General features: G+C 62.3%; 14 protein-coding genes. 2 read left to right on the top strand and 12 right to left on the bottom strand.

The window, feature by feature from the left end:
• Nucleotides 1-139: 139 nt before the first annotated feature.
• Nucleotides 140-481, bottom strand: coding sequence for a hypothetical protein (locus tag GSQ77_RS29470; protein ID WP_254067566.1), 342 nt, complete (start codon nucleotides 479-481; stop codon nucleotides 140-142).
• Between the two features lie 284 nt (nucleotides 482-765).
• Nucleotides 766-1782 (bottom strand): hypothetical protein, encoded by a 1017-nt coding sequence (locus tag GSQ77_RS12385; RefSeq protein ID WP_158902386.1) that lies wholly within the window; start codon nucleotides 1780-1782, stop codon nucleotides 766-768.
• 207 nt (nucleotides 1783-1989) lie between these two features.
• Between GSQ77_RS12385 and GSQ77_RS12380 the strand changes: the two genes are divergently transcribed.
• A complete protein-coding gene (locus GSQ77_RS12380; RefSeq protein ID WP_254067565.1) occupies nucleotides 1990-2382 on the top strand; it encodes a M24 family metallopeptidase in 393 nt (130 codons plus the stop codon).
• 200 nt (nucleotides 2383-2582) lie between these two features.
• On the opposite strand, the gene gspN is transcribed toward GSQ77_RS12380, so the two are convergent.
• The 8 genes from gspN to gspG all read right to left on the bottom strand — a co-directional run bounded on the left by gspN (nucleotide 2583) and on the right by gspG (nucleotide 8891).
• Nucleotides 2583-3386: a type II secretion system protein N gene (gene gspN, locus GSQ77_RS12375; RefSeq protein ID WP_158902384.1), complete on the bottom strand. Its 804-nt coding sequence runs from the start codon at nucleotides 3384-3386 to the stop codon at nucleotides 2583-2585.
• Between the two features lie 10 nt (nucleotides 3387-3396).
• Nucleotides 3397-3885, bottom strand: a complete 489-nt coding sequence (gene gspM / locus GSQ77_RS12370) for a type II secretion system protein GspM (RefSeq protein ID WP_158902381.1) — start codon at nucleotides 3883-3885, stop codon at nucleotides 3397-3399.
• Nucleotides 3882-5480 (bottom strand): type II secretion system protein GspL, encoded by a 1599-nt coding sequence (gspL, locus tag GSQ77_RS12365; protein ID WP_254067564.1) that lies wholly within the window; start codon nucleotides 5478-5480, stop codon nucleotides 3882-3884. Before gspL ends, gspM begins: the two co-directional genes overlap by 4 nt.
• Nucleotides 5481-5489: 9 nt before the next feature.
• On the bottom strand, nucleotides 5490-6653 hold the full coding sequence (gspK, locus tag GSQ77_RS12360) for a type II secretion system minor pseudopilin GspK (RefSeq protein ID WP_158902379.1): 1164 nt from the start codon (nucleotides 6651-6653) through the stop codon (nucleotides 5490-5492).
• Nucleotides 6654-6723: 70 nt separating this feature from the next.
• Entirely contained in the window at nucleotides 6724-7470 is a 747-nt protein-coding gene (locus tag GSQ77_RS12355) for a type II secretion system protein J (protein ID WP_158902377.1), read from the bottom strand.
• Nucleotides 7460-7897: a type II secretion system minor pseudopilin GspI gene (gene gspI, locus GSQ77_RS12350; RefSeq protein ID WP_158902375.1), complete on the bottom strand. Its 438-nt coding sequence runs from the start codon at nucleotides 7895-7897 to the stop codon at nucleotides 7460-7462. The genes GSQ77_RS12355 and gspI overlap by 11 nt, the downstream gene beginning before the upstream one ends.
• A 1-nt stretch (nucleotide 7898) precedes the next feature.
• Nucleotides 7899-8405, bottom strand: a complete 507-nt coding sequence (locus tag GSQ77_RS12345) for a GspH/FimT family pseudopilin (protein ID WP_158902373.1) — start codon at nucleotides 8403-8405, stop codon at nucleotides 7899-7901.
• Between the two features lie 9 nt (nucleotides 8406-8414).
• Nucleotides 8415-8891 (bottom strand): type II secretion system major pseudopilin GspG, encoded by a 477-nt coding sequence (gspG, locus tag GSQ77_RS12340; protein WP_301951153.1) that lies wholly within the window; start codon nucleotides 8889-8891, stop codon nucleotides 8415-8417.
• Nucleotides 8892-9056: 165 nt separating this feature from the next.
• Between gspG and GSQ77_RS12335 the strand changes: the two genes are divergently transcribed.
• Complete coding sequence (locus tag GSQ77_RS12335) at nucleotides 9057-9587, top strand: general secretion pathway protein GspC (protein ID WP_158902369.1); 531 nt, start codon at nucleotides 9057-9059, stop codon at nucleotides 9585-9587.
• Nucleotides 9588-9676: 89 nt separating this feature from the next.
• Here the strand turns inward: GSQ77_RS12335 and gspF are convergent, their stop codons facing one another.
• A complete protein-coding gene (gene gspF / locus GSQ77_RS12330) occupies nucleotides 9677-10897 on the bottom strand; it encodes a type II secretion system inner membrane protein GspF (RefSeq protein WP_158902367.1) in 1221 nt (406 codons plus the stop codon).
• Between the two features lie 2 nt (nucleotides 10898-10899).
• Nucleotides 10900-12369 (bottom strand): type II secretion system ATPase GspE, encoded by a 1470-nt coding sequence (gspE, locus tag GSQ77_RS12325; RefSeq protein WP_158902991.1) that lies wholly within the window; start codon nucleotides 12367-12369, stop codon nucleotides 10900-10902.
• Between the last annotated feature and the right edge of the window lie 31 nt (nucleotides 12370-12400).

Here is a 12400-nt window from a genome sequence, read left to right as displayed (position 1 = left end):
TTTACTGCGCAACGAGGATTGTGTCGGCGATAAGCCCGCGCGCTTTGATTTTCCTGATTGCGGTCATCGGTTACCCCGCGCCGAGTGTGCGCCCAGGGACAGTCGGGACGCCCTTAAAATAACTTCGAGGCGGAAACTCTCAACCACCGGAAAGATCGACCAGAAAGGGTGGCCCACTCAGTTGCAGAGTGATCAGATAACGCTCGTCGTTTGGGCGGTTCTCGTGCACGAAACGGCGAACACTGAGAAAGGCCTGATATTTGTCGCTGGCGAGCCAGAAGGTTTGGCGGATGCCAAAGTTGCGTATCTCGGCTCGCGTGGCCGGTGTGTCTACGACCAATGGATTGTCGACAACGAGAGTGGGTCGCCATCCTCCGCGGCGAAGTTGATTCTGTAAATCAACGAGGATTGCCATCGTCTCATCAAGCGGCAGAGTTTCGACCTGTGGCGATAGAGTGAGCTGCTCGACTTTGCCGTTCATGTCGGCGCATATGGCCAGGAATTTTGCGGCTGGGGTCGTGAATCCATACTGAGGGTCGCTAAATCGTAGAGTGGCCGGGCGTCGCACGTAAGGACAGAAAATGTTGTAAGGCGTGACTGCAGGCAGAGTTGACCGTGACTGCTGGCGTACGTGCTCGTAGGACTCTCCAATCGTTAATACTACTTCGTCGACCGGTCGTAGCACCGCATAGACTCCCCACATGGCAGAGAGTCCAAGGATTGCGCCGACGATACGCCAGCACGTGTTGATTCGACTGATTGCGATCATCGGCTACTCCGCGGAGGGTGTGCCATGAGGAACAGGGAATTTTCGACGGAATAGCGATCCAACGGATGACGTAGTAGCTGATCGAAACGCTCTGCAGCACGTCCGACGAAAGCCATTCTCTGCTCTGCATCAGCCAGATTCGCCAGAGGCTCTTTGCTAAACACCTCATGCCGCGCGTTGCCGCCCGTAACCGTGCATTGATTGGCAAACGTCAACTGAATTTCCTGTGCCGATCCAGTCGGGATGTTTAGCGCCCAGGCGAACTGGTCGGCTCGCATCAATACGGCAAAGGCCGGGTCGTCGTACATGGCAGGCTGGAGGATATTAAATTGCTCATGCCTGGCCAATTGCAGGACACCTCCAGTGAGGTTACCTGAGTCGATTGCTTCAAATCCCTGCGAGACCTCAATCTTTACTTCGCCAAATTCGACACTTTTTGAGATCGGCCATATGACTGACCCGCGCAGTTGTTTCCGCTCAGGCAAACACCGCTTGAGCCGTTTCAGCCCGAACTCTTTGTAAAACATATGCAGCCGCCACATGTCGAGAAACACCGCTGTGTTGCCTTGTGCCAGCATTTGATAGACCGTTTCACCTCCGGCACCCATTGCTTGATCCGGGATAGGCATGCGCGGTGACGCGTAAGGCGACAATCTCTCCAGCGGCGAACTTTGTCGCTCCCACTGCTGATAGGCATCACGCTGCCGATTGGACTTGCCGATCATGCTGGCAGCATTGAGCAGGCCACAGCCGACCTGCTTCGACGCAAACGCTGCCAATCCCGCCCACTGGAAACGATGATCGTCCAGCCACAGTTGCGCATAGGCAGCATTGATACGTCGGTTGCGCGTAATCGGATCGCCAACGGATACGATGGCCTCAGCTTTCTGCTGATAAAAGCGCCAGCAGTTGATGCAATCCTGTTTGTCTTCTTCCGCGCGCTTTTTCGCGGTGGCCTCGTCCTCCTGCCAGTTCGGGCGACAAATAGGGCACTTAGGATCGGCGCATGGCATAACACTGACTCATTCGGTTTAATTTTGTTTTCATCGCGCGCCACGTCATCAACCTGCGTTGCGCTCCCATAAACAAGGCGGGTCGCATTGGACCTCGCCCAGCTCATTAGCTGCACACACAGCCAGAAAAACCACCGAACTTTACATTTTGCCTTCAAATTCCGATACCCCGATGCAGTCCTAAAAATTTTCCTCTTCTAAAAAAGTTTGGCAATTCTTCCCATCGACATCGGGGTGGTCTGGAACGGGCACGAAGGCGATGCCGGCACAACGTTTGTGGTTGGGCACGACGATGAAATGAAAGCGTGCGCGCGCGCCGCACAAACCTTGTATGACGAGGTCAAGCATCAATGGCAGGCAGCCGGCGCATCAGGCACCGCGCTCTATGCCTTCGCGGATCAGCGCGCGACGGAACTGGGCTGGCGCCTCAATCTGCACATCAAGGGACATCGCGTGTCGGATTTTCCACATGCCATTTATCAAGCCGGCGATCTTGGAGATTTCGATCGTTGCCCCGATATTGGTCTCTGGATTTTGGAGATCCAGCTTGCTCATCTGACCAGACCCTTCGGTGCGTTTTACGAAGACTTGCTTCTTTAAAGCACGTTAGTTCATAAAAGGAAACGGACCGCATATGCGGTCCGTTTGAGATATACGGTAAGCCAAGTGGAGCAATCGTCCATCGCACCGAAGCATCAGCACTCCCGACTCACTTGCAATAGTAACTCCATCGTTATTAACGATCAACGTCGTCTTGCAGGTCAAAGCCGCTTGCGGAAATTTTCACTTAAAACTGTTTTCTACCGCGCGAACGTCAATGCGTAACTGCCGTCCGGCTGGCGCATGCCCAACAGGCTCAACAAGCCAGCAAGGCTTGCACCCGCACTCGGGTCCGACTGCGCCCGGCCATTGAACTGAAACCGTCCGCCATCGAGACCACCGTTGCCGTCCAGCCGCAGCGGACCTTCAGTCGTTTTCAGCACGAGCCCCATCGTCTGCCCATTCAACACCACATCGAATCGATAACTGCCCAGCGGTCGCACTCGCGACATGCGCGATGACAGTTGAGTCGCGCTTAAGGTCATTTGGCAGAACGGCGACTGCCCGACCGCGCTGCAGGCGGCCCATTCGAGTCGCATCCGGCCTTCCAGGCCCAGCGTGTTGAACGGCGCGCCAAGCCCACTCAAAAGACTCGCAGGTATGTTCAGCGTGCCAGCCGACACCGTGCTGCGGCGCAAGCTCGCGTCGAATTCGACCGCCTGCGGCAACGCATCGTTAGCATCGACGCGCACGCGCAAGTGCCCAACCAATAGCGGCCAGAATGCGGTATGCCAGTGGATGCGCGCAGGCAACTCGGTACGCGCCGTCGGATCCTCGGCGGCTGCGAGCACCAAGTTGGCCTGCCCATCCCATAGCGAACCCTCGGGGCCAGCCAATTCGACTTGCTCATGGCTCGCGTAAGCCAGCACCGGAGCGAGCCATGCAACCGGCAGCATGGTCAACAGCGTCGCCCCTATCGATAGCACAGCCGCCGCAACCCACGGCAGCGCGCGACGGATCCACCACCCGCTCATGCTAAGGAAACCGGCTTCGCGCTCGCTCATCGTGCCAACCTTAACGCGAGACACTTTGCAACGTCGCAGTGACGTCCACTTGCCCCGCACTCGGCAACACGCTCACATGAGCATCGACGATCTGCACTTTATCCGCGTGCCGGATTTCGTCGAGCCATCCCACGTAATCGGCGAAATTGACGTTCTTGAGCTGCAGTTGAAACCCCTGCCCCGCGCTGTTGAGTTGCGCGTTCTGCAACCCGCGCCGGGCGAGCGACGAAGCGAGCGCATCGCGCAGTGCAGTGCCGCTCACAGGCACCCCCTGTGCGCCCGACTGCAGCGCATGCGCTTCCTCTGCCTGACGCGTCATTTGTGCGAGCTGGGTCTGCAACTGCGGTATATCGTCGAGCAAGCGTTGACGCCCACTCGCGCCCGGCGCCCACAGCACGCCGTAGATAAGCGCCAACGACAAGAGAATGGCGCCACTGCTCAACAACGTTTTTTCGCGCGGCGAGCAGTTGGCCCAGACGGCTTCGATCATGGTGTTCATTGCAGACTCCGCAGTGTCCAGCGATTGCCGTCGGCTTTGGCGCCCACGCCATTCGCTTCGAGGCGTCGTACGAGCGCATCGTCCACGTTGACGGCAGGCGTGAACGTCACCGTCAGCGTGCGCTCGTGATAATCCAGTTGTGCAATCGCCGTGGGTGGCAACGGCGCGAGCGAACGCGAGAGCGCATCGGCCAGTGCGAGGAAATCGTTAGGCGCCAGTTCGCCCGATGCCGTACGCAACTGGTCGACCTGACGCGTCATCTGCGCGGGCGCGTCGAGCACCGCGCCGGTCTTCGGGAATGCGGTCATCAACAGCTCCGTTTGACGGTCCAGCAACGCGTCGTAGCGTTTGCTCAGCATCAGCCATTGCACGTTATTTCCCACGACCGCCACCAGCAGCGAAGCGAGCACCAGCGCGATCGGCCAGCGCCAGCGCGTCAGCGTCGCACGATCGAGCCGCAGCGGCGGCTTGGCGAATTCGAACTGGCACAGATCGAAGCCGCACGCGAGCGCATTTCGCGCAAGCGTTTCGAAGGGTAAGGGCCGTATGTCGTGTGGATTGCCTGCATGTCCCGCACCGCCTACGCTCTCTGTGCCGCCTGCGTTCCTTATGCTGTCTGCGCTACTTACGTTCCCTGCGCTGCCTGCATCGCTTGCGGCGTACGCCGCCATGCTCGGCGCCAAGCGTACGTCGCTCCCCGGCTCCTGCAGCCGATACAGCACGTACGGCACACCACCCGACAGCGTCGCGAGACTGCGCTCGAGCCCGGCCCGCGACAGCGCGAATTCTAATCCACCCGAGGATCCACTCACGAACTCACCCGGAGCAACCAGGCCATCAGCGAGCGGCATCGACAGACCTTGCGTGAGCGGTATCGATACGCCCTCGCCCAATGCGCCGCGCGCCAGCGCCAACTCGATGCCCGACGCGCCGAACTGCGGGGCCGTGCCACCCAGCGCATAGAGAGACGAGTCGACGGCAGCATTCGCAACGGTCGCGCCCACGATCAACACGACCAGTTTCATTTGCGGGGCTGCGGTCGATTGATCAAGCGCGCCGGCCACGTCCGGAAGATCGACACCATGCGCCCGCTCTGTGGATGCAATAGCCGATGCTTCAGTCGATGCATCGCCAGCCTTATCCGCAGCCGGCAAACAACGCGTTAGCGGCACCGCGCGAATCTGCCGATAACCCGCCTCGGCAAAGGCAGCGAGCACGAAGCGGAACCAGTTGCGATCGACCACCGCCACGATGCGCTCGGCGTCGTCGGCCCCATGCGTGGGCGGCATCGGGTCGACCGCGATGTGGCAGGTCTGGGCATCCTGGATCAGGTGGTCTTCGATGATATTGGGCAACGCCTGCATCAGCCGCGCCCCCTTCACCGGCGGCAATGCCACGCGCAGCATCAATAGATCGCGCGCGGCGAATTGGAGGATCAGCGTGCCGGCAGGCGGCAGCGACGACAGCGCGGCACGACCGGCCCGCACGACCTGACGACGGCGATCGAGCAGCATGAAGGGAAGCTCGGGCCATTGCCATTCTTGCGCGGGCACGGCAGGATCGCGAGGCGGTAGTAGGACGATCAGGGTACTCAATGCAGGGCCTTATTCAATATCGCGCACGCTGACGATGCGCGTTGCATGCGTCAAGTTATCGCGGAAAATCAGCGTGTCGCGGCGCAGTACCGCACGCTCGTAACGAACCTCGCCGTGCAGCACAAAAAAATTACTATGGATATCGAGCTCGCTGCTGTCAGGCTGCGGTGCTTGGCTGCTGCCGCCGCCGATCCGGTTGCTCAGGTCACCGATATTGACGAACCAAGCTCGGTCGCGCCCGCTCACAAGGGTTTGCGCCTGGCCGATGTTGAGCCCGGGTATCATCGCGGCCAGCACTTCGGGCGACGCCGTGTTGACGTTGACCAGCGTGGGCAGCGGTAACACCGTGACGAATGGACGCAAGCGTTCGACCATCGCCGCAGTGAAGCCCGGCACGTCGAGCAGCCAATCGACATCGAGCGGCGGCAAGGGGCGGTCCTCGTTATCATCCTGATCGTCGGCTAGCCCCGGTTGCGCGCTGAACGCCCCGCCATCCGTCGGTTGCACGGCGACGCCGCCAGCTATCGCGCTGGCACTGCCGGGTGCCGTCTGAAAGCGAGTCGGTTGATTTTGTAAAGCCGCACGCAGGCGTTGCGCGGTGACATCCGCCAATTGCGTGTCCAGACCGACCAACTGCAGCAAGCGCTGGAAGTGGCGCGTCTGCGCCGGGTCGACCTGCAACGCACCCGGCGGTGGCGCCCACACCAGATTGCGCAAATTGAATCGCGCTTGCGCGTCTTCGATGGAACCCGACACCAGCGCCGCACCGATGCCGCTGGCACTGTCGCCCCCCCCGTCGCCTGCGCTGCCGATCAAGTCCGACAAACGGGTCGGCGCAATCGGCACTGCCCAAGCCCCACCCAGGTAATCGATATTGCTGACATCCGCCGCGTTGCGCAGCACCAGCCGCGTCCAGTTGACCGCGCCTCGCACGACCCATGCGGCCTGATCGCGTAGCCGCTCGTTTTCGAGGCGACGCACCTGGATCTGCTGGCGCCACAAGAGGCCCGACACCAAAATGGCGGAAAGCGCAACGACCAGCAGGGCCGTGACGATCGCCGCGCCACGCTGGGAACGCGGGCGTGACGTATCACCGCCGCCATTGTCGAACCCCTGCGATCGGGTCGAGCGGGATGCCGCCGCCGTGGCGGGCGCGGATGAGGACCGTGCCATGTGCCGACGTCGGTGCATCAGCGGGGGCGTGTGCGTCGGCACAAGGTGCGTGATGGAGGTACGCCGCATCTCACTGCCCCACCAGGAAAACGCGGCTATACACGCCGGCTTGCCCCTGTAGCACGAGCCGCAATTCCACGCCCGTGACGCTGCCGCGTATTGGGCCGCCGCCGTTCGGAATATTGAGCACAGCAAGATTGCTCTTGTATGCGCGGTCGATCCCACTCATGCCATCGACCCAACCTTGGCCAGGCGCGTAGGCTCGTAGCAGCAGCGCACCTGCCGGGCTCACGAGATCGACCGTGCTGCTACCTGCTTCGCTGCCCCTGTCGAGCGTGGCGCGCAGTTGCCCGACACTGGCCACGCCCGGCGACGCGATGCGCAGGAGATGCCCGTTCTGCAAGCGATAGCGCACCACTTGCAAACGCTGCGGTTGGCCATCGAGTGCGAGCGTGCGAACGATCGTCAATTCGCCGCCTGCGCTGTCTACTCCCGCCGCAATCCGCACGGCTGGGCCGCCGACCGCATCATCACGCGCGCTGCGCTGCAAGTCTGCCTGCACCTGGTCGAACAATTGCGACAACGTGCGCTCGCTTTCCATCGAGCGCGTCAATATCTCGCGGCCGCGCACAATCTGATCGAGCCCGCGCCAGGCCAACACCGCCAGCACCGCCAACAACGCAATCGCCACCAGCAGCTCGATCAGCGTAAAGCCCCGAGCGTTACGTGCTTCTCTGATAGCGTTCTGGCATTGCATAGCGCGCCGACCTTGCGCGAGCAAAGCGGCGGACGACGCGGGCGAGCGTTTACAGCGCACGGCGCGTCTCGTCAGCCAGCACCGTCACTCGCTGCACGAGCCGTTCGCTGCTATCGCCGCGATAGACCGACACATCGACCCGGCGTAATAAATTATTAGGCGTCGCGCTGACGGTTTCCACGCAGGTTAGCGCCAGCGCGCCCTGCGCGCAGTTAAAGCGCCGCGTGCCCGTGTCGGGCCAACCTTGTTCGAGTTCGAGCCGGGCCAGCTCGCTGTCCGCGCTCCAGCCGGCCAGCAACCGTTGATGCAAGGCGCCCGATGTTGCGGCGAGGCTGCCTACCGCCCGCAACGCGGCGGCCAACGCGATCGCGACGATCGCCAATGCGATCAGTACTTCGATCAAGGTGACGCCGCGCTGGTGTGCGTGATGAGTTACACGCGGAGTTACACGCGGAGTTACACGCGAAGGTACACGAGTGGCTTTCATGTCAACGCACCGTGTAGCGGCCATTGCCGTTGCCGTCGATCTGCACGGCACCGGCGTCCGAATAAAGCGTCACCACCACCGGGGCCGAAATACTTTCCACGCCGAATAGCACCCGGCCCGCTGTCTGCGAGCTGCCCGCAAAATGAATCGCCACGCCGGATACGCCATCCTTCCACGCCTGCGGCGCGAACAGGTTGTCAGCAAGCGGAACCCAGCTGTCGCCGGCTGGCCCGCGCAGGCGCTCGACAAAATGCCAGCCGTTCGCATCGGGTTCCCACGCCAGCGGATGGTCGCGCAGTTGCGCCTCGTCGCTCGCGGTTTCGAACAGCAAAGCCAGACGCTGAGCATCTTCCTTGAGGTCGGTATGCGGGTTGCGCGTCATGGTGACTGTCGCGGCCGCGGCGAGTATGCCGGCAATCAGCAGCACCACCATCATCTCGATCAGCGTAAAGCCCGCCGCGCGCGCAGTGCGCGGCGAACCGGTTGCTATCGTGGTGTGCTGGCGCATCGCTGCGTCCTACTGCCAGGAGCCGATATCGGCGTCGTTGCCCTCGCCGCCGGCCTTGCCGTCCGCACCGTAGCTAAAGACATCGATCTCGCCGTGCACGCCAGGGTTCAGGTATTGATACGGATGGGCCCACGGATCGTTGGGCAAACGCTCCAGGTAACCGCCGTCCTTCCAGTTGGCCAGTTGCGGATCGGCCGCCGGCTTTTCGACCAGCGCGCGCAAACCCTGGTCCTGGCTCGGATAGCTGCCGTTGTCGAGGCGGTATAGCTTGAGCGCTTGCATGACGGTCGCGATGTCCTGCTTCGCCGCGACCCGACGTGCCTCGTCCGGTCGGCTCATGATTTTAGGCACGATCAGTGCGGCCAGGATGCCGATGATCGCGATCACGACCATCATTTCGATCAGCGTAAATCCGCGTTGCTTGCGTGGGGCTGTGGCTGTGGCTGTGGCTGTGGCTGTTACGTCCGCTGTTACCTCATACGGCAGACGCAGCAGGCGCGGCTGGCTCGCCGTGCCGCGGCAAAATTGATGACTGGCTGAGAGTTTCATCCGACGACACCTTCAACAGAAAATAATTAAAAAAATCGGCATGCCCGACTAGCTCGACCGTGCTGACTGACAAATTTAGTTCGCACAGTGTCTCTATAATCGGTGCCAGTTTTACGACAAACGCCATTCTTAATTGCCGCTACCCTCATGACGCTTCCGACTTTTGCTCTGCGCCGCACTTCGCTGTCCGGCCCATCGACCCAACCGACCTTGGCCCATCCGGGCGCGCCCCGGCTTGCGTCGATCGCGCTGTTCGCCATGCTGTGCGCGACGCTCACGTGGTGGGGCATCACGCTGCACGACACCGCCAGTGCGCCCCCCGACGTAGCCCCGGCCGCCCGGACCCTGCCGGATTCGGGCGCTGCCGCCAATTTGCTCGGCGGCCACAGCGAACTCGCCGTGGGGCGCCAGCTTCACCTCGTGGGCCTGCTGTCGTTCCAGGGCGGCGGCACGGCCGCCATCATCGGCATCGGTGACGCACCGCCGCGCGTGGTCGGCCTGAACGCCGCGCTGGGCAGCTTCGGCACGCTCGCCGAGGTCCGCGCTCATTCGGTCGTCGTCGACCTGCACGGCGTGCGCAGCGAGGTGTTCCTGCCGGCGAGTGGCGGCGGCCCAACCATCTACATGCACTGACAACATCGCCCGGTGCGGTTCTGGGTCGGCCGTGCCTGCCGCACCCATCGCACCCACTGCACTTCCTGCACTTCCTGCACTCACTGCACTCACTGCACCATCTGATTCAAATCGATGATCGGCAGCATCACCGCCAGCACGATGGTCAGCACGATTCCACCCATCGCGAGTATCAGCAGCGGTTCCAGCAAGCTGGTCAGAAACAGCGTGCGTCGCTCGAGCTCCATCGCTTCGCCCGCTGCAGCCCGGTCAAGCATGGTGGTCACATCGCCAGTCGCCTCGCCCGAGCGAATCAAATGCACCAGCACCGGCGGAAAAATCCGCGTCCCGGCCAGCGCGCGCGACAGCGACGTACCTTCCCGCACGCGTCCGATCGATTGCTCGATGACTGCGCGCATCGCCACGTTGCTCAAGGTTTCGCTGGCCGCCTGCAGCGCGCGCAGAATCGGCACGCCCGCCGCCGTGAGGATGGCCAGCGTACTGGCGAAGCGCACCGTGTTGTAGCCGCGCATGAGCCGGCCCAGCAGCGGCGTGCCCAACAGCCAGCGATGCACGGCCATCTGCGGCCCGGGCACCGCGAGGATGCGCCGCGCAAGCCAGATCGACACCGCGAAACCGCCCAGCAACGCCCACCAGAAATGTCTAACAAAATCGGAGAGCCACAACATCAGCACCGTGATGAAGGGCAATTGCTGCTTGGTCGAAACGAAGACGTTCACCACCTGCGGCACGACATAAGTCAGCAAGAAACTGATGATGCCGAAGGCCACCACCGTGACCACGGCCGGATACGTAAACGCGAGCTGGATTTTCTGCTTGAGCGCGTTGCGTTGCTCGATATAGTCGGCCAGACGCGTGAGCACCAGCCCCAGCTTGCCGGTATGCTCGCCGGCCGTCACCAGCGCCCGGTAGATTTCCGGAAAGTCGCGCGGGTGTAGCGCCAACGCACCGCCCAGCGATTGGCCGCCCAGCACTTCCGAGCGGATCGCCTCCAGCAATTCGCGCACGCCATCGCGTTCGGACTGCTCTGCAAGAATCGCCAGCACTTCGTCCAACGGCAAGCCCGCCACCAGCAGGCTGGCGATCTGCCGCGTGATCAACGCCTGCTCGCGCGACGACAAGCCGCGGCGCAACGACGGCCGACGCGTGCGACCAACCCCGCTCGCCGCTCGGCCGGCAGGCTCGACATGTAAAGGCGTCAGCCCTTGGCTGCGCAATAGCCCGCGCGCAGCACGCGCACTTTCCGCCTCGATCCCGCCGCGTTGTGGCCGACCGGCCGTATCGAGCGCTTCGAAACGAAATGCCGCCATGATCAGGCTGTCCCGGTGACGCGAATCACTTCTTCGAGCGAGGTGATACCGTCCGTCAGCCAGCGCCCTGCATCGTCGCGCAAAGTGCGCATGCCCGCGCGCTGCGCGTGTTCGGCCAGCTCGGCTTCGGCAGCCTGACGGTGGATCAGCGCACGCATCGCGTCGTCGATTTCGAGCAATTCGTAGATACCGCGCCGGCCGCGATAGCCACTGTGGCCGCACGCAGTACAACCGACCGGGCGCCACACGCCGTCGCTTTCGCTGCGGCAGGTGGGACACAATTGACGCACTAGCCGCTGCGCCATCACGCCAAGTAGGCTGGAGGCCAGCAGATACGGCTCGACACCCATATCGGTCAGCCGCGTGACGGCCGAGGCCGCATCGTTGGTATGCAGCGTGGCCAGCACGAGATGACCGGTCAGCGAGGCCTGCACGGCGATCTGCGCGGTTTCCAGGTCGCGGATCTCACCGATCATGATGATGTCCGGATCCTGCCGCAGGATGGCGCGTAACGCGCGCGCGAAGCTCATGCCAATGCGCTCGTTGACCTGCGTCTGGCCAATGCCGGACAGGTCATACTCGATCGGATCTTCTACCGTCATGATGTTGGATGACGCGGTTTCGAGCCGCGAGATCGCAGCGTAAAGCGTCGTGGTCTTGCCCGACCCGGTCGGTCCGGTCACCAGCACGATGCCGTGCGGTCGCGCGATCAACTTATCGAAGCGCGCCAGCGTATCGGAGGCCATGCCCAGCGCGGTCAAGTTCAGGCGCGTGGCGTCTTTCTCCAGCAAGCGCAGCACCGCCCGTTCACCGTGTCCGGTCGGCAAGGTCGATACCCGCACATCAACCGGCCGGCCACCGACGCGCAACGTAATGCGACCATCCTGTGGCAGGCGCTTCTCGGCAATATCGAGCTGGGCCATGATCTTGATGCGCGAGATCAACGCGCCATGCAGCGCCTTCTTGGGTCGCACTACGTCGCGCAACGTGCCATCGACGCGAAAGCGCACCACCGAAGCATTTTCGAACGACTCGATATGGATATCCGATGCCCCTTCGCGCGCGGCCTGCGTCAGCAGCGCGTTGATCATGCGGATGATGGGCGCGTCGTCTTCGGCTTCGAGCAAATCCTCGATTTCGGGGATGTCCTGCATCAGCCGGGACAGGTCGACCTCGCCTTCAACTTCGCCCACCACCTGCGCGGCGCTGCCGCTTTGCGTCGCATACGTATGGCTGAGCACCTCGGCCAATTCTTCGGCCGGCTTGCGTACCACGATCAGCGCGGTAAAGTTGCGCGCGACTTCCGCAAGCGCCTGCGGCGGCGTACGGTCGCTGATCCACACTTCGAGTCCGTCCGGCCGATGGTGTGCGATCAGGATCTGGTTCGCGCGGGCAAAACCATAAGGCAGAAACCGCGCGGCGACGCCCGAGGGCGGCGCTTGCACGTCGGCCGAAACCAGGCCGTCGAGCATCGCCGCTTGGCCGGAATGATCGAGTGCCGTT

The sequence above is a fragment of the Burkholderia sp. L27(2015) genome (assembly GCF_009765705.1).
Classification (GTDB): domain Bacteria; phylum Pseudomonadota; class Gammaproteobacteria; order Burkholderiales; family Burkholderiaceae; genus LMUX01.
Note: the sequence above shows the minus strand (reverse complement) of the source record. Positions and strands in the feature narration are given on the sequence as shown.